An 18,103-nucleotide genomic window follows, 5' to 3' on the forward strand; every position below is an offset into this window, starting at 1 on the left:
GCTGTCCGCCGTCCTGATGTCCTCTCCCGCCTCCTCGCTGCCCACGTCCTCCAGCCGCATCGCCGCCGGCGGTATCGCACTGGCCGCGATCGGCGCGATCGCGGCCTCGGGCAAGGCGGTCATCGTCAAACTCGCCTATCGGCATGGCGTGGACGCCACCACGCTGCTCGCGCTGCGGATGCTGATGGCCTTTCCGCTGTTCGCGGTGTTGGCGGTGTGGTCGGCCCGGCGCGCGCCGGCGCTGTCGTGGGGCGACCGCGGGCGGGTGGTGTGGCTGGGCTTCACCGGTTACTACCTGTCCAGCCTGCTGGACTTCCAGGGCCTGCAGTACATCAGCGTGACACTGGAACGGCTGATCCTGTACTTGAACCCGACCCTGGTGCTGCTGATCAGCCTGGTCCTGCTGAAAAAGCGCCCCGGTCGCTGGCAGGTGGCGGCGCTGGTGCTCAGCTATCTCGGCGTCCTGCTGGCCTTCGGCCATGACCTGCAGCTGGAAGGCGGGCGCATCGTGCTGGGCAGTGCGCTGGTGTTCGCCAGCGCGCTGAGCTATGCGCTGTATCTGTTCGGCAGTGGCCAGGTGGTGGCCCGGATCGGTGCGATCCGCCTGACCGCCTATGCCAGCTGCGTGGCCTGCGTGCTGTGCGTGCTGCACTTCGCGGTGCTCCACCCGATGGCCGCGCTGGGCCAGGCGCCCACGCCGGTGTACTGGCTGTCGCTGATCAATGCCACGGTCTGCACGGTGCTGCCGGTGATGGCGATCATGCTGGCGGTGAAGCGGATCGGTTCGTCGCTGGCCGCCCAGGTGGGTATGCTCGGTCCGGTCTCCACCATCGTGATGAGTCTATGGCTGCTCGACGAACCCATGGGGCCGTGGCAGATCCTCGGCACGGCCCTGGTCCTGCTCGGCGTGCTGCTGGTCAGCCGGGTCCGCGCGTGAACGCGGCCGCCGTGGGCGATGACCCGGCGGCGCAGGCGCGTGCACGGATTCTGGCGGTGATCCGGGCGATTCCGCGCGGGCAGGTGATGGGCTATGGCCAGGTCGCCGCCAAGGCGGGGCTGCCGGGCAGGGCGCGGCTGACCGCACGCGTGCTTGGCATGAATGACGACCCGGAACTGCCGTGGCACCGCGTGCTGCGCTCGGACGGGCGCATCGCGATGCCGGAAGGCTCGGCCGGGTGGAAAGAACAGAGCCAGCGGCTGCGCGCCGAGGGCGTGGCGATCGAGCGGGGGCGGGTCAAGGGCATGCCGGTGGCCGGTGCCAATGATCTGGATGCCGCCCTGTGGGGACCGGGCTGACGCTGCCTGCGCGTTGAATGCCCGCGCTGGCGCGCAGATCGCGGCCGGGTGCTGCGGCTATGATGGGCGCAGTTCCAAAGGATGCCCTCATGTTTCCGCGCCTGCCCACTGTCACCAAAGCGTTGCTGATCGCCAATGCCCTGCTGTTCCTGCTGCAGCAGCCGTTCCTGCTTGGCAATGCCACGTTCGAGCCCTTCATGCTGCAGCCTCTGGGGGGCGGCTTCGATCCGTTCTCGCCGGGCGGCAATTTCCAGCCCTGGCAGCTGCTGACCTATGGCTTCCTGCATGGCAGCTTCGGCCATCTGTTCTTCAACATGCTCGCGCTCTTCATGTTCGGTGCGCCGCTGGAACAGACCTGGGGCGAAAAACGCTTCCTGACCTATTACCTGGTGTGCGTCGCCGGTGCCGGTCTGTGCCAGCTGCTGGTCGGCATGATGCTGGCCGACCCGGCCACGGTGCTGGGCGCTTCGGGTGGCGTGTTCGGCCTGTTGTTGGCCTACGGCATGCTGTTCCCCAACCAGCGGGTGATGCTGCTGTTCCCGCCGATCCCGATGAAGGCACGTACCTTCGTGATCGTGTTCGGCGCGATGGAACTGATGCTGGGCGCCACCGGCTGGCAGCCTGGCGTGGCCCACTTCGCGCACTTGGGCGGCATGCTGTTCGGCTGGCTGTTGATCCGCTACTGGCGCGGCCAACCACCGTTCAACAACCGACGTCCGCCGGGCCCGCCGAAGCGTCCCAACCACCTGCGCAGCATCAAGTAAGGCGCTGAGGCCGGCCACTGCCCCTTGCGCCGTGATCGATGTGAGGTTGCATTGTCGTAAGCGCCTCCTTTCTATTAATGACGTGTCGCCATTGACCTGGCGACTGGGTAACTAGCAGATAGAAAGTGTGGACAAGGTCGCGTATCAAGACAAACAACTGAGATGCATTATCTTGATATGTCTCGGCGAATCGTCGCAATCAGCGTGTTTATAGTCCTTTGTGGAACTAAAAGGCTGTTGTTTCAGCGAGTTGTGACTGCGTTCAGATTGGATTGCGCCTCCCAAAATAGTGAAATTAAGATCGGGTTCAGTTGCGGTTGGAAGTGATTTCGCCGCAACGCTGCTGACATTTCGGTATGCAGCTCCCGACTAAAGGACACTCCATGACACGCAGCACCCCGGCCAATCGGCTGAAGCGCACGGCCTTGGCCGTCATCCTGACCTCCTTCATCGGCGCTGCCGCAGCACAGAGCACCACCGGTTCTGTCTACGGCACTGTGCCGTCCTCCGTCGGCGCCACCGTTGTCGTGCAGAGCGATAGCGGCCTGCGTCGTGCCGCGACGGTCGATGCCAATGGTCGCTATGCCCTTGGCTCACTGCCAGTGGGTCGCTATACGGTCACGCTGCAACGCGACGGGCAGGTCGTGGAATCGCGTGACAACGTGCAGTTGATCGTCGGTGCGGGCACAGAAGTGTCCTTCGGCGGGCGCGGTGGCAGTGCCCGCGGCGATGCGACCACCCTCGGCACTGTCAACGTGACGGCGGCCAACATCCCCAAAATCGACGTGAGCAACACGGTGTCGCGCTCGGTGATCACCTCCGAGCAGCTGGATGTACTGCCCCTGGGACGTAGTGCGGAAGCCATCGCGCTGCTGGCCCCGGGTGTGGTCGGCGGCAGCGGCGCCTTCGGCAACGGCTCGCGCTCGGTGCTCTCCTTCGGCGGCTCCAGCGTCAGCGAAAACGCCTATTACCTCAACGGGTTCAATGCGACCAACCCACTGAACAACCTCGGTGGCGTCAGCCTTCCTTATGGCTCGATCGATCAGCAGGAGACCTTCACCGGCGGCTACGGCGCCAGCTACGGTCGCTCCACGGGCGGTGTGATCAACCAGCTCGGCAAGCGCGGTACCAACGAATGGCACTTCGGATTCCAGACCACCTGGCAGCCGGATTCGCTGGCCGAATCGCCGCGCGATATCCTGTATCCAGACCGTACGTTGCAGGAGGGGTACGAGTTCGAGGATCCTTCGCTACCCGGTACGCTGTACCGCTCGCGCCGTGGCGACAAGGCGACCCGCACCACTTACAGCGGCTATGTCAGTGGCCCGCTCATCGAAGACCGGCTGTTCATCCATCTGGCGGCCGAGCAGGACAGGTCCGATGGCGTGTCCACGGGGTCCATCGAGTCGGCGCAGCAGGCGCGCAGCCACTACATGATCGATGTCCCCAAGTTCTACGGCAAGATCGACTGGAACATCAACGACAGCAATACGCTTGAATACACGCGCGTGCAGAACACGGACCGTTACGACGCCTATTATCGGGACTACGATTACGAGGCACGCAGCGAGGGCGAGCGCACGGGTACGTTTGCCAACACGACCAAGGTGAAGGACACCTACGATGTCTTCAAATTCACCAGCTACCTCACCGATGACCTGACGCTCAGCGCATTGTGGGGGCGAAGCAAGCAGGACAACCTGGATTCCAATCCATCGAGTTCGGGCAATCCGCTCATCAGCGGCGCCAACAACCAAGATCCGTCGATCACCGGTGGTGCCCCGATCCGCAACGATCAGCCGGCGGCCAACGACAAGGCCGCCGACGCGGGCAGTACGTCGCGTGGGCTGCGCGTGGACCTGCAGTACCGCATCGGCGATCACGAGATCACCGGCGGCATCGACAACATGACCTTCCAGGGCAGCAACGAAGGCGCGGCGATGACCGGCCCCGGTTACGCCTGGATCTACTCGCGCATCGCCCCGGGCTCCTCGCCGTCGCCGGGCTTCAATATCACCCCGCCCGGTGGCGAGGGTTACTTCGTCCAGAAGTACATCTACGCCACGACCACCAGCATGTCGCTGAAGCAGAAGGCGTATTACCTCGAAGACCGCTGGCAGGTGACGCCGAACTGGTTGTTGACCATGGGCGTGCGCAACGACAAGTTCACCAACTACAACAGCGCGGCCGTGGCGTATGTCGAAAGCGGCGACCAGTGGGCGCCCCGGCTGGGCGCGGCATGGGACGTATTCGGTGATTCGTCGCTGAAGGTGTTCGCCAACCTGGGTCGCTATTACCTGGCGCTGCCCAACAGCGTGGCCATTCGCGGTGCGTCGGCGTCTACCTATACGCGCGAATACTTCACGTATACGGGTATCGACGCCAATGGGAATCCGACCGGGCTTGGCGCACTGGGGCCGGGCCCGGTCTCGGCCAACAACGAGTATGGGCAGACTCCGGATCCGCGCAGCGTGGCGCCAAACGATCTGAAATCGCAGTACCAGGACGAGTTGATCCTCGGTTTCGAGAAGACCCTCGGCGCGTCCTGGAACAGCGGCGCGAAGGTCACCTACCGTCGCCTGCAGACCGCGATCGACGATACCTGCGATTCGGACCGCATCTACGACAAGCTGGATGCAATGGGGATCGATTCCAGCAATCTGGACGTGCCCGGCTGCGTGATCTTCAACCCGGGCAAGACCAATACCTTCCTGGTCAAGAAGACCGACGGCTCCGGCTACGTGCCGGTGAGCATGAGCGGGGCCGACTGGGGGCTGGGCAGCAACAAGGCCAAGCGTGATTACGTGGCGGTCGATCTGTTCGTCGAACATCCGATGAGCAACAACTGGTATGGCCGTCTCGACTACACGTGGTCGCGCAGTTTTGGCAACACCGAGGGGCCGGTCAAGTCGGATATCGGGCAGGACGACGTGGCCAAGACCCAGGACTGGGATTCTTCATACCTGATGGAGTACGCCGGCGGCTATCTGGCCAACGACCGTCGTCACCAGTTGAAGGGTTACGGTGCCTACCAGTTCACGCCGGAGTGGACGGCTTCGGCCACGCTGCGCGTGATGTCAGGTGCCCCGAAGAGCTGCCTGGGTTACTACGGCGCGGACCAGAGTGACCCCATCGCCTACGGTTCGTCGTACCACTACTGCAATGGCAGTCCCTCGCGTCCGGGTGATGCCGGCCGCCAGCCGTGGACCACGCGCATGGACCTGGGCGTGATGTATCGCCCGGCATTCGCCGCGCACCGTCTTGGTTTCGGGCTGGACGTGTTCAACGTGTTCAACCAGCGCCGCCCGCTGCAGTCGGATGCGACGTACCAGAAGGGTCCCGACACCGTGTCCAACAGCTATGGCATCGGAACCTACTTCACCGCGCCGCGCTCGGTTCGGCTGTCGGCGTCCTACGACTTCTAAGGTACTCCCTCACTCTCCTTGGACGGTCTTCGACCCCGGCGTCTGCCGGGGTCTTTTTTGCCTGGTTGGCGGGGTATGGACACAAAAAAGGCGCCCCGGGGGGGCGCCTTCTTCGTCAGCCGCTGCGGCTCAGCGCAGGTCGGGCAGGGGGCTCAGCGCCAGACCTTGATCTGGTCGTTGTCCACGCGCTGCATCGGCTGGCCGGGCTTGCAGGTGAACGTGGCACCGAACGCCGGCAGGTTGGACAGCGGGCCATTGGTGCGCCAGCGGCCCGGGGCCAGGATGTCCGAGGTCACGCGCTGGGCGGCCACGTTCGGCGACAGCTGCTGCGGCCACAGGCTCGCCCACGCACGGAAGAAGCCCTGCTGGGCGGCCGGCTTGGCCGCCGGTTCGACAGCCTTGTAAGCCTCCCACGCCAGTTCCAGACCGGCCAGGTCGGCCAGATTCTCTTCGCGGGTGAGTTCACCGTTGACCTTGGCACCCTTCACGCCCGGGTAGTCGTAGCCGCTGTACTGCGCGGCCACGCGGTTGCCGAAGAGGGTCCAGGCGGTCTTGTCGGCCGGGGTCCACCAGCTGCGCAGTTCGCCCTTGGCATCCACCAGCGCGCCCTTGGCGTCGATCGCACGGGTCAGTTCGTGCGCGACGAGCGCGCCGTAGCTGCCGAACAGGTCGGCGGTATCGCCCGTGGCATTGAACACCGGGCCCTGCAGCACGGCGGCGGTGACGATCAGGCGGTTCTGCGCGATGTCATACGCCAGTGCCGGCTGCTGCGGCAGCACGTCCCAGCGGCGGTCGGCGTTGCCCTTGCCGATGCGCTTCATTTCCTCGCGGTGGCGCCAGGTGGAGGCGATCAGCATGTTGCCGCCGAAGCTGCCGCGGCCCATCGGCTGCACCGTGTAGTCCAGATCGCGCAGCGGGGTGCCGATCTCGATCTTCAGCGCAGCCAGCTTGGCCTGTGCTTCGGTCTTGGCCTCATCGCTCATCCAGGTGCTGCGCTTGACCGCATCGATCTGCACTTCGCGGATCTTGTCCACGACCAGCGCTGCCTTGCGACGGTCGTCGGCCGACAGGTGCTTGGCCGCATATTCGCGGCCGACCATCGGGCCGGCAGCCACGTTGATCGCATCCAGCACCTGCTCCCAGCGCGCCGGCGGCAGGGTCTGGCCACGCATCACACGGCCACGGAATTCGAATTCGGCATCGCGGTAGGCCTTGGACAGGTACGGGGCCATCGCATCACCCACGCGCCAGCGCAGGTAGACCTTCCACTGCTCCGGCTTGAGCCGGGTGACCATGCCGTCGAGCTGCTTGAACAGTGCCGGATCGGACAGCGAGACCAGGTCGTCATTGACGCCCTGCGCCTTCAGGAAGGCCTCCAGCTGCAGGTTGCGGTAACGGCTGTTGAGCTCCTTGGTGGAGATCGGCGCGTAGTTGTTGAACGGGTTGTTGATCCCGGCCAGCGACTGCGCGTTGCGCGCCAGTTCGGTCTCCAGCGCGATCACCGACTGCGATTCGGCATCGAGCTTGTCAGCCGGGGTACCGGTCAGCGCCAGCACCTGCTTGACGTAAGTACGGTAGCGCGCCATCAGCGCGACGGTGTCGGCATCGGTACGGGTATAGAACGCCGGGTCCGGCAGGCCCATGCCGCCCTGCATGAAGTAACCGATGTGGCGATCCAGCGCCTTCAGGTCCACGTCCGGGGCAAAGTTGAAGGCCACCGGGATGCCGACCTGGTGCAGCGCGGCGATCGAGGCCGGCACGTCCTTGGCCTTCTTGATCGCGTTGATGCGGGTCAGCAACGGGGCGATCGGGTTGGAACCGTCGGCTTCCACCGCGGCCTCGTCCAGGCCGCTGGCCCAGAAGTCGCCGAGCAGCTTCTGCACGTTGCCCTGCGGTGCGGTCATCGCCCCATCCAGCAGTTCACGCTGCTGCTGGCGCGCGCGGTCGGCCAGCTGGCCCAGTGCGGTGGTGGCACCGGTCTGCGGCACCGGATTGGCTTTCAGCCAGGTCGCGTTGGTGGCCTCGTAGAAGTCGCTGCACTGGGCGCTGACGGCCGGCGCGCGGGCGGCGGCCTTCTTCTTCGGCGCGGCGTGCGCATCGTGTGCGATGACCAGGGAGGCCAGGCTCAGGCCCAGGGCAATGGCGAGCGGACGGAGGTTGGACATGTAAAGCGAATCCAGCAGGATTGGGATCGCGCGAGTGTACCAAGCAAAGCGAAACGAGCGTGATGGGGAGCATGCGCCGCAAAAGCAAAGGCCCGGGAGATCCCGGGCCTTTGCACGCATCACCTCACGCGTGGGCGCGATGGTTTACCAGATCACCACCTGCTGGTCGCCTGCGCGCACCATCGGCGAACCGGCCTTGCACTGGAACGCAGCGGCGAAGGTCGGCAGGTTCGACGGGGCGCCCATCGCACGGAACTGCGCCGGGGCATGCGGGTCGGTCGCCAGACGGACCTTCATGTTCTCCGGGGTGTACTTGGTGCGCCACACGGTGGCCCAGTTGAAGAAGAAGCGCTGGTCGCGGGTGAAGCCGTCGACCTTCGGGTCTTCCTTGCCAGCCGAGGCCTTCTGCAGGGCATCGTAGGCGGTGGCCAGGCCACCCAGGTCGGCGATGTTCTCGCCCAGGGTCAGCTTGCCGTTGACCGGCTGGCCATCCACCTTGTAGCCATCGAACTGCTTGATCAGCTTGCCGGTCAGGCCGCTGAAGTTCTTGGTGTCGGCTTCGGTCCACCAGTTCTCGAAGTTGCCGGTCGGCCCGAAACGGCTGCCCTGGTCGTCGTAACCGTGGGTCATTTCGTGGCCGATCACCGCACCGATGCCGCCGTAGTTCAGCGCATCATCCGCCTTGGGGTCGAAGAACGGCGGCTGCAGGATGGCGGCCGGGAACACGATCTCGTTCTGCAGCGGGTTGTAGTAGGCATTGACCGTCTGCGGGGTCATGCCCCACTCGGTCTTGTCCACCGGCTGGCCGATCTTGGACAGCGCGAACTTGTAATTGAATTCGTTCGCCGCGCGCACGTTGCCCAGGTAGCTGTCGCGACCGGTGGTCAGGCCGCTCCAGTCACGCCACTTGTCCGGGTAGCCGATCTTCGGGGTGAAGGTTTCCCACTTGGCGATCGCCTTGGCCTTGGTCTCGTCGCTCATCCAGGTCAGGCCCTGGATGCGCTCCTTGAGCGAGGCGGCCAGGTTCTTGACCAGTTCTTCCATCTTGGCCTTGGCTTCCGGCGAGAACGCGACCTTGACGTACAGCTGGCCGAACGCATCGCCGGCATCGTTTTCGATGGTGCCCAGCACGCGCTTCCAACGCGGCTTCTGCTCCTTCTGACCGTTCAGGGTCTTGCCGTAGAAGTTGTAGTTCTCGTTGACGAAGGCATCGGCCAGGTACGGCGAGGCGCCGTCCACGGTGTGGAAGCGCAGGTAGGCGCGCCACACCGACGGATCGGTGTCGCCCAGCGCCTTGCTCACTTCCTGGTGGAAGCTTGGCATGGCCAGCGAGAACTTCTCCGGCGCGGCGATGCCCTGGGCCTTGAAGAACTCGGTCCAGCTGAAGTTCGGGGTCAGCTTGTCCGCATCGGCCACGGTGACCGGGTTGTAGAACAGCGAGACATCGCGCGAGAGCTCGACGCTGGACTTGGAGGCCTTGGCCAGGCGGGTTTCGAACTTGACCACATCGGCGGCCTGCTTCTCGGCATCGGCCGTGGCCACGCCGGCCAGTTCCAGCACCTTGGCCACATGGGCCTGGTAGGCCTTGAGCTTGTCGGCGTTCTTGGCGTCGGTGTAGTAAGTGGTGTCGGGCAGGCCGAGGCCGCCCTGGCTGGCGTAGGCCAGGTTCATGCTGGAATTCTTGAAGTCCGCTTCCGGACCGAAGCCGAACAGCACGTTCTCGCCCTTGGCCGCGCTGGTGCGCAGGTAGTTGGCGATCGCGTCCTTGTCCTGCAGGCCGTCGATGGCGGTCAGTTCGGCCTTGATCGGCTCGATGCCCTGGGCATTGATCTTGGCTTCGTCCATGCCGGTGGCCCAGAAGTCGCCGACGATCTTTTCGATGCCGGCCGGGTTCTTGACCGCCGCGACCTGCTCGGCGAGCTGGTGCTGCACGGCGACCGAGCGCTCGTCCAGGATGGTGAAGGCGCCCCAGCTGGTGCGGTCGGCCGGGATCTCATTGGCGGCCAGCCACTTGCTGTTGACGTAGTCACCGAACGCACCGCAGGCGTCCATGCTGGTGTCCAGATCGGACGGGTGGAAGGCGTTGTAGGCCGGCAGCTTGCTCTCGTCGAGCGTGTACTCGGTGGCGGCGGGGGCCGCCGGCGCGGCGGTGGAGGCTGCGCTGTCCGTGGCCGGGGTTTCGTTCTTGCCGCAGCCGACCAGCGCGGCCGAAACGGCCAGGGTCAGCAGTACCAGTTTGGGTGTACGAGCGATCACGTGATTGGCCTCCAGGCCGGAAAGTCATGCAGGAATGGCCCGGAAGGGCCTGTGGGCCAGACGATACGCCGCTGGCCCGGCCTGCAAGGGTGTCGAAGGTCATGGCCGATGGCAAGAGGCCCGATCCGGTCAACTGCGGACGTGGCCCTGGCCCCGGGCGGACAAGAAAAGCCCCGCCTTGCGGCGGGGCCTGGGGGTGTCATCCCTGGGGGCGGCTCAGTTGGTCTTGGTGCCGAAATCGTACTTGGCCTGCACATACACCGCGCGGCCGTACGGGTTGTAGATGCTGCTGTTGTACGGCGAGGCGATGTTGCCGGCGTAGCTGTGGGCCTGGCCGTCGGGCATCTTGTTGAACACGTTGTTGACCATCACCGAGAGGGTGAGGTTGTCCAACGCCCGGTAGTTCACGCTCAGGTTGTAGGTGGTGTACGAGCCCCACTTGCCAGCCTTGTAACCGGACGGGTGGACGTAGTCGAAGCTCTCGCCCAGGTAGGACATGTAGTTCGGCGTCTTGCCGATGTAGTTGAAGTACAGCGTGGTGGTCCAGCGGTCCTTGGCCCAGCCCACCGACCCATCGGTACGGACCTTGGCGTAGGCGTCGTAGTACCACATCGCATACGGGTCGCGCAGCAGATCCAGGTAGTCATCGCCCGGCTGCGGCTGCAGCTCGCGCTTGAGGATGTTGGTGTAGTTGCTGGCGAACTGCAGCGAGCCGAAGCGTCCGATGTCCTGCACGTACTTGAAGCTGGCCGTCAGGGCCTGCAGGTTCTGGCGCGCGACGTTGAGCTTGGGCGTGAATATCTGCTCGATGTTGCCGGCGGCATCGCGGGTGATCCAGTCCGCGACGTTCTCGCAGCTGGCCGAGGTCGGGTTGCCCTGGCCATTGCGGCAGTAGTATTCCGCGCGCAGCAGCTGGTCCGAGCTCAGGGTGTCGACTTCGTTGTCGATCTTCCAGTTGTAGTAGTCCACCGAGACAGAGAGGTTGTTCATCGGTGCCCAGACCACGCCGGCATTCCAGACATCGGCGGTGATCGGTTCCAGCTCGGTGTTGCCGGCCTGCACGCCGAACACCGATTCGTTGCCGTACGGGCAGGCCAGGGTATCGGCCGGGGCGTAGCCGAGCTGGCCGCAACGGTAGTAATCGACCGCGCCGTTGGCGTAGTAGCCGCTCTCGCCCTGGAAGGCATCGGGCAGGGTCGGCGCACGGAACGCAGTGCCGTACTTGCCGCGGAACAGCAGGCTTTCGATCGGACGGAACTCTACGCCGACGCTGTAGGTGGCCTTGTCGACGGTGTTGTCGGCGATCTTGTAGGCGTCATAGCGGCCCGAACCGGTGACGGTCAGCGAGTCGATCAGCGGCAGGCGCAGTTCGGAGGTGACGGCGTAGTTGCTGCGATGGCCATTGCCGGCTACCGAGGTGGTGCCCCACACGCTGCCATCCATCAAGCGCTCGTCCGGGCGGTAGTCCCAGCCTTCGCTGCCGGCTTCGGCGACCACGGCGAAACCTGCATCGCCACCGGGCAGGGTGAACAGCGAGCCGTTGGTGATCTGGAAGCGGCCCAGGTTCTGCCAGGTCTTGCTCTGGTTGTAGGTGTAGCCGGTGAAGCTCTGGAAATCACCGGCCGGCAGCTGCGAATAGAACGCGCCCCAGTTCGGGCTGTAGATGTTGTAGCCGTCATCGGTGGTGCCCAGCACCGGGCCGAGCACGCGGTCTTCGAAGTAGCTGTCGATGTCATCGGCCCAGCGCACGAAGCCGCGCTCGGTGAGCTTGTACTCGCCGCGGCTGAAGCTGGCGCTGTAGTCCCAGTTGCCGAAGGTGCCACGCCCGCCCAGGGTGACCTGGTAGGCCTTGTTGCGGTCGGTGTTGAGGATGTCCTTGTAGCCGTTCGGCCCGATGTCTTCGGGCGCGAACGCGCGCTGCAGGTTCATGTACTGATCGGTGTCCTGGTCATAGAACGCGCCGAAACTCAGGTCGCTGCCCCAGAACGTATAGCCCGAACCCGGCGTGTACTTGACCTCTTCCAGGCTGTACAACGCATCGGCGAACAGGGTGAAGTTGTCGTTCACATCGAACGTCATCGAGCTGTAGAACTGGCTGCTCTCCTTGTCGTTCTTCAGTGTGCGGTAGCCGGCGCCGTAGGCCGAACCGCAGGACTCGCCGGCCGCGCGGGTGCCCAGCACGGTGGTGCCGCCGAACTGGCCGGCGACGCTGGCGCAGCGGGTCGGATCCATCATCACGAACGCGTTGTTGTCCGCCGGCAGATAGACCAGGAAATCGTTGGCCGGCACCTGCGCGCTGTAGCCGACGCGGTTGTTGGTGCGGGTCAGGTCGCGCTGGTAGCCCCAGATCGGGTTGCTCTTTTCGTACTGCACATTGACCAGCGCATTGAAGCGGTCATCGGCGCTGTTGAAGCCCTTGGCACCGCTGACGCGGATGTTGTTGCCGCCGCCTTCGGTGGTGGCGCCCCCGCGGACGTTGAGCACGCCGCCGTCCATGCGTTCTTTCAGGATGATGTTGACCACACCGGCGATCGCATCCGAGCCGTACAGGGAGGACTGGCCGCCCGGCAGGATCTCAATGCGCTCGACGATGTCGATCGGAATGCCGCTGAGGTTGTTGAACGCGTCGCTGCCGTTGTACAGCGCCGGGTACTGCAGCATCGGCCGGCCATTGATCAGGTACTTGGTATAGCCCGGATCCAGGCCGAACATGCCGGCCGCTTCAGCGCCCTGGGTGAACGAGGCGGCGGTCTGGCCGCCCTGCAGGCCACCGGTGGTCAGCGAAGACTGCTGCAGGACTTCGGAGATGCTGGTGAAGCCGCGGGTCTGGATGTCTTCGGCGGTGACAGTCAGGACCGGCGTGTGGTTCTCGATCTCGGTCTGCGGGATCAAGGACCCGGTGACAGTGACACGATCGAGATTGGTGGCGGCGTTGTCCTGTGCGAAGACGGAGGCGCTGGTGAGCAGCAGGCCGGTGAGAACGGCGGCGGCAAGCGGATGACGCGAGATCGAATTACCTTGGCAAGACATGTGCAACCCCGTGTAGTAGTGATGTCGTGGCTTTCCCTTCCATGGGACTTCTTGACTGCGTTCAACAACGAACCGGTATCAGGCCTGGGCGGCCGTCCTTGGTGGTTTCATTCTGCGTTCAGTTGAAACCGGCGTGCGGCGAACGTAACACACGCTTAACGTGAAATTCTCTGAATGGTCATCGTCGATAAGCGCTGAGCGTTGACGGAAAGTGAAAGGCGTTGAAAAACAATTGCCTGGGACTAAATGAAATTTTATTTATGTTTCGTCAATGAGTGAATGCTAAATATGGCTCGGAATTAACAACTGAGATCGGTGTGCATATGCCTGTCCCATAGGCGCATCGCGCCATGAAAACGTCGGACATGCACATGCCCCTGTTGAGGCGGCGCGTGTCGTTGTAGCCAGGCAGGCGGACGGGCATCACGCCGGTTGCAGGTGCACAAACGCGAAACGCCCCTTTCGGGGCGTTCCGGTTGGCGAACCGGCAGGGCAGGGCCCTGCACGGTCGCCGGTGCTGCCTGCGGCGATTACTTGCCGAAGTCGTACTTGGCCTGGACGTACACGGCACGGCCGTATGCGTTGTACAGGCCGGTGTTGTACGGCGCACCCGAGGTGCCCAGGTAGCTGTAAGCCTGGCCGTCGGGCATCTTGTTGAACACGTTGTTGACCATCAGCGAGAGCGTCAGGTCGTCCTGTGCGCGATAGTTCACGCTCAGGTTGTACGTGGTGTAGGAACCCCACTTGCCTGCGGCCTTGCCCGATGCCGGGTGGACGTAGTCATAGCCATTGATGCCGGCCAGGTAGTTCGGGGTCTTGCCGATGTAGTTCGCGTACAGCGTGGTGGTGAACTTGTCGACCGACCAGCCCACGGACGCATCGCTGCGGACCTTGGCGAAGTTGTCGTAGTTCCACATCGCGATCGGGTTGCCCAGCAGATCCTGGAACTCCTCGCCCGGCTGCGACTGCACTTCACGCTTGAGCATGTTGGTGTAGTTGGCCGAGAACTGCAGCGAGCCGAAACGGCCGATGTCCTGCAGATACTTGAAGCCGACGGTCACGGCCTGCAGGTTCTGGCGAGCCACGTTCATCTTCGGGGTGTACAGGCTGCTCAGGTTGCCGGCGGCGTCGCGCACGACCCAGTCCGCCACGTTCTGGCAGCTGGCCGAGGAACCGTTCGGCAGGCCGTTGCGGCAGTAGTACTCGGCCAGCAGCAACTGGTCGGTGCTGGCCGTATCGACTTCGTTCTCGATCTTCCAGTTGTAGTAGTCGGCCGAGATCGACAGGTTCGGCATCGGTGCCCAGACCACGCCGGCGTTCCAGACGTCGGCCGTGATCGGCTCCAGGTCCGGGTTGCCGGCACGCTCGGAGTACACCGAGACGTTGTCGTGGTAACGGCAGTCGGCGGTATTGCCCGGTGCATAGCCCAGGGTGCCGCAACGGTAGTAATCGGTCGAGTTGGCCGCGTAGTACCCGCTCTTGCCCTGGAAGGCATCGGACAGGGTCGGTGCGCGGAACGCGGTGCCGTACTTGCCGCGGAACAGCAGGCTGTCGATCGGGCGGTATTCCAGGCCCAGGCTGTAGGTGGCCTTGTCGACGGTGTTGTCGGCGATCTTGAACGCATCGTAGCGACCCGAGGCGGTCACCGTGACCTGCTCCAGGACCGGCATGCGCAGCTCGGAGGTCACCGCATAGTTGCTGCGGTGGCCATTGCCGGCCACGGCCGACGAACCCCACACCTGGCCGTCGAGCAGACGCTGGTCGGGCGAGTAATCCCAGCCTTCGCTGCCACCTTCGACCACGACCGCGAAACCGGCGTCACCGCCCGGCAGCGAGAACAGCGAGCCGTTGGTGATCTGCACGCGGCCCAGGTTCTGCCAGGTACGGCTGCGGTTGGTCGCGTAGCCGGTGAAGCTGGCGAAATCTTCCGGCGAGATCGGCGAGTAGAACGCGTCGTAGTTCGGGTTGTAGATGCCCCAGCCGTCGGCCGTGGTGCCCAGCTGCGGGCCCAGGACGTGTTCGGCGAAGTAGTTGTTGATCGGGTCCTTCCAACGCATGAACTTGTTTTCGGTGAGCTTGTACTCACCGCGGGTGAAGCTGGCGCTGTAGTCCCAGTTGCCGGCCATGCCCTTCGCGCCCAGGGTCACCTGGTAGGAGCGGCTCTCGTCACTGTTGAGGACGTCGTTGTAGCCCTGGCCACCGATGTCTTCCGGTGCGAATGCACGCTGCAGGTTCACCACCTTGCCCGAGGACTGGTCGTAGAAGCCGCCCATGCCGCTCTTGGTGCCCCACCACAGGTAGCTGGAGCCGGAGGTGTACTCGGTCTTTTCCTTGCTGTACAGCACGTCGGCGAACAGCTGCAGGTTGTCGTTGACGTCGAAGGTCATCGCGGAATAGAACTGGCCGCTGTCCTTGCCGTTCTTCAGCGTCTTGTAGCCGGCGCCGAAGTAGGTACCGCACGACTGGCCGGTCGGGCGATTGCCCAGCACCGTGGTACCGCCGAACTGGCCGGCCACGTTGGCGCAGTTGTTCGGGTCCATCATGTACAGGCGGTTGGTATCGGCGTCGATGACGGCGAAATCATTGCTCGGCAGCTGTGCGGTGTAGCCGTTGGCATTGGTGGTGCGGGTCAGGTCGCGCTGGTAGCCCCAGATCGGGTTGCTCGACTCGATCTGCACGTTGACCAGTGCGTTGAAGCGGTCATCGAACGCGCTGAAACCATGCGCGCCGCTGAAGCGCACGCTGTTGCCGCCGCCTTCGGTGTAGGTGCCGCCACGAACGGAGATGCTGCCGCCGTCCATGCGTTCCTTGAGGATGATGTTGACCACGCCGGCAATGGCGTCCGAACCGTACAGCGACGACTGGCCGCCCGGCAGGACTTCAATGCGCTCGACGATGTCGATCGGAATGCCGCTGATGTTGTTGAACGTATCGCCGCCGTTGTACAGCGCCGGGTACGACATCATCGGACGGCCGTTGATCAGGTACTTGGTGTAGCCCGGATTCAGGCCGAACATGCCCGAGGCTTCCGCGCCCTGGGTGAAGGACGCCGAGGTCTGGCCGCCCTGGAGGCCGCCGGTGGTCAGCGAGGACTGCTGCAGGACTTCGGCCACGCTGGTGAAGCCGCGGGTCTGGATGTCCTGCGCGGTGATGGACATCACCGGAGTCTGGGTTTCGATATCGGTCTGCGGAATCAGCGAGCCGGTGACGGTGACTTTGTCCAGCGTCGTGGCTTTATCCTGTGCCATGGCCGGAGCGGCTGCAGTGGCGATCAGGGCCGAGAACAATGCAGCGGCGAGCGTGTTGCGACGTGCGGTGGTGCTGTAATTCATTGATAGTCCATAGAACAAAACAGAAAGCACTGACGCCAATGATTCCCTCCCGGAACGCGCGGAAAACGCTCAACGTAGTGCGTTTCGACCGTAACATGAACTTAACGAAAATTGCATGGTTTCGTAGCAATCGCGATTTTCAGTCAGGTGCAGTCAAGGTTGTATAGTGGTGCGTCCCATTGTTGTGTTTCCGGAGTGCCCGCAGTGAGTGCCAGCCAGACGCGTCGTCCCCACGCCAGCCAAGTGCAGAAGGGGTTGTCGCCGCATCCGCGCATCCGCAACGTGATCGCGGTGGGGTCAGGCAAAGGCGGGGTCGGCAAGTCGACCACCGCGGTCAACCTGGCTGTCGCACTTGCCGCGCTCGGCGCGCGCGTGGGCCTGCTGGATGCCGATATCTACGGCCCCAGCGTACCGGCGATGCTTGGCCTGAGCGGTCGCCCGGAGAGTCCGGACAACAAGTCGATCGAGCCGATGCGCGCCTTCGGGGTGGAGACCATGTCGATCGGGTATCTGATCGAGGACGAGACGCCGATGATCTGGCGCGGTCCGATGGCGACCTCGGCGATGACGCAGTTCTTCAACGATACGTTGTGGGACGACCTGGACTATCTGCTGATCGATCTGCCGCCGGGCACCGGTGACATCCAGCTGACCTTGACCCAGAAGATTCCGCTGGCCGGTGCGGTGATCGTCACCACGCCGCAGGACATCGCCACGCTGGATGCGAAGAAGGCGCTGAAGATGTTCGAGAAGGTCGAGGTGCCGGTGCTGGGCATTGTCGAAAACATGGCCGTGCACACCTGCAGCAACTGCGGCCAGGTGGAGCATCTGTTCGGCGAAGGCGGCGGCGAGCGCATGGCTGCCCAGTACGGGGTGCCGCTGCTGGGCTCGCTCCCGCTGGAAATCGGCATCCGCGAGCAGGGCGATGCGGGCACCCCGATCACCGCCGCCGCGCCGGAATCCTCGGCCGCCCAGGCCTATCTGCGCGCCGCGCAGCGCCTGATCGAGGAAGTGGCCAAGCGCCCGCGCGCCAACATTCCGATCCTGTCCTCGCTGATCTGAGCCGGGGCAGTCGCCGCAGCGGCCCCGCCTACGCGTGCCGGGGCAGGGGGGCTGCGGCATAATGGCGGGCCCGAACCGGCGCAGCCCAGGACCCCCTTACATGAGCATCAAGAGTGACCGCTGGATCCGTCAGATGGCCGAGCAGCAGGGCATGATCGAGCCGTTCGAAGCCGGCCAGGTCAAGCAGGCCAACGGCCAGCGCATCGTCAGCTACGGCACCTCCAGCTACGGCTACGACGTGCGCTGCTCGCGCGAGTTCAAGGTGTTCACCAACATCAACTCCACCATCGTCGATCCCAAGCACTTCGACCCGGGCAGCTTCGTGGATATCGTGGGCGACGAGTGCATCATCCCGCCCAACAGCTTCGCGCTGGCGCGCACGGTGGAGTACTTCCGCATCCCGCGCGACACCCTGGTGGTGTGCCTGGGCAAGAGCACCTATGCGCGCTGCGGGATCATCGTCAACGTGACCCCGCTGGAGCCGGAATGGGAGGGCCACGTCACCCTGGAATTCAGCAACACCACGCCGTTGCCGGCGCGTATCTATGCCAATGAAGGCGTGGCGCAGATGCTGTTCTTCCAGGCCGACAAGGACGATATCTGCGAGACCTCGTACAAGGATCGCGGCGGCAAGTACCAGGGCCAGACCGGCGTCACCCTGCCGCGCACCTGATCATCCCTGGGTCCACTGTCGCGTGACCGGTAGTGCCGGCCGAACAGCAGGCCGATACCAACGGCCACCAGCACGACCGGCCACCAGGTGAGGATCAGCT

Annotated in this window: 10 protein-coding genes; 6 read left to right on the forward strand and 4 right to left on the reverse strand. The window is 64.2% G+C overall.

Features of this window, described 5'->3' with window-relative positions; translation table 11 throughout:
* Positions 1-16 precede the first annotated feature (16 nt).
* From QMX81_RS13135 to QMX81_RS13150, 4 genes are all read left to right on the forward strand, one after another.
* Positions 17-937, forward strand: coding sequence for a DMT family transporter (locus tag QMX81_RS13135; protein ID WP_121041174.1), 921 nt, complete (start codon positions 17-19; stop codon positions 935-937).
* Positions 934-1,296, forward strand: a complete 363-nt coding sequence (locus tag QMX81_RS13140) for an MGMT family protein (RefSeq protein WP_226956722.1) — start codon at positions 934-936, stop codon at positions 1,294-1,296. Before QMX81_RS13135 ends, QMX81_RS13140 begins: the two co-directional genes overlap by 4 nt.
* Positions 1,297-1,385: 89 nt before the next feature.
* Positions 1,386-2,060 (forward strand): rhomboid family intramembrane serine protease, encoded by a 675-nt coding sequence (locus tag QMX81_RS13145; RefSeq protein ID WP_121038514.1) that lies wholly within the window; start codon positions 1,386-1,388, stop codon positions 2,058-2,060.
* A 383-nt stretch (positions 2,061-2,443) separates the two neighbouring features.
* Positions 2,444-5,485, forward strand: coding sequence for a carboxypeptidase regulatory-like domain-containing protein (locus QMX81_RS13150; protein WP_282262099.1), 3,042 nt, complete (start codon positions 2,444-2,446; stop codon positions 5,483-5,485).
* 152 nt (positions 5,486-5,637) lie between these two features.
* Here QMX81_RS13150 and QMX81_RS13155 read toward each other — a convergent pair whose 3' ends face one another.
* From QMX81_RS13155 to QMX81_RS13170, 4 genes are all read right to left on the reverse strand, one after another.
* A complete protein-coding gene (locus tag QMX81_RS13155; RefSeq protein ID WP_282262100.1) occupies positions 5,638-7,650 on the reverse strand; it encodes a M13 family metallopeptidase in 2,013 nt (670 codons plus the stop codon).
* A 144-nt stretch (positions 7,651-7,794) separates the two neighbouring features.
* Complete coding sequence (locus QMX81_RS13160) at positions 7,795-9,903, reverse strand: M13-type metalloendopeptidase (protein WP_282262111.1); 2,109 nt, start codon at positions 9,901-9,903, stop codon at positions 7,795-7,797.
* A 219-nt stretch (positions 9,904-10,122) separates the two neighbouring features.
* A complete protein-coding gene (locus QMX81_RS13165; RefSeq protein ID WP_282262102.1) occupies positions 10,123-12,936 on the reverse strand; it encodes a TonB-dependent receptor in 2,814 nt (937 codons plus the stop codon).
* Positions 12,937-13,466: 530 nt separating this feature from the next.
* Positions 13,467-16,268, reverse strand: a complete 2,802-nt coding sequence (locus QMX81_RS13170) for a TonB-dependent receptor (protein WP_121038505.1) — start codon at positions 16,266-16,268, stop codon at positions 13,467-13,469.
* Positions 16,269-16,472: 204 nt separating this feature from the next.
* On the opposite strand from QMX81_RS13170, the gene apbC reads away from it, so the two are divergent.
* Positions 16,473-17,330 carry an iron-sulfur cluster carrier protein ApbC gene (apbC, locus tag QMX81_RS13175; protein ID WP_282262105.1) on the forward strand — a complete coding sequence of 286 codons (858 nt, stop codon included), beginning with the start codon at positions 16,473-16,475 and terminating at the stop codon, positions 17,328-17,330.
* A 100-nt stretch (positions 17,331-17,430) separates the two neighbouring features.
* Positions 17,431-18,003, forward strand: a complete 573-nt coding sequence (gene dcd / locus QMX81_RS13180; RefSeq protein WP_088433273.1) for a dCTP deaminase — start codon at positions 17,431-17,433, stop codon at positions 18,001-18,003.
* Positions 18,004-18,103: the final 100 nt, after the last annotated feature.

The organism is Stenotrophomonas sp. PS02301, assembly GCF_029959485.1.
GTDB lineage: Bacteria > Pseudomonadota > Gammaproteobacteria > Xanthomonadales > Xanthomonadaceae > Stenotrophomonas > Stenotrophomonas maltophilia_Z.

Bases quoted from the DNA above. Each gene is read 5' to 3' on its own strand.
- QMX81_RS13145 (WP_121038514.1), top strand. From the start codon at position 1,386: ATGTTTCCGCGCCTGCCCACTGTCACCAAAGCGTTGCTGATCGCCAAT.
- dcd (WP_088433273.1), top strand. From the start codon at position 17,431: ATGAGCATCAAGAGTGACCGCTGGATCCGTCAGATGGCCGAGCAGCAG.
- QMX81_RS13150 (WP_282262099.1), top strand. From the start codon at position 2,444: ATGACACGCAGCACCCCGGCCAATCGGCTGAAGCGCACGGCCTTGGCC.
- QMX81_RS13170 (WP_121038505.1), bottom strand. From the start codon at position 16,268: ATGAATTACAGCACCACCGCACGTCGCAACACGCTCGCCGCTGCATTG.
- QMX81_RS13135 (WP_121041174.1), top strand. From the start codon at position 17: ATGTCCTCTCCCGCCTCCTCGCTGCCCACGTCCTCCAGCCGCATCGCC.
- QMX81_RS13155 (WP_282262100.1), bottom strand. From the start codon at position 7,650: ATGTCCAACCTCCGTCCGCTCGCCATTGCCCTGGGCCTGAGCCTGGCC.
- QMX81_RS13165 (WP_282262102.1), bottom strand. From the start codon at position 12,936: ATGTCTTGCCAAGGTAATTCGATCTCGCGTCATCCGCTTGCCGCCGCC.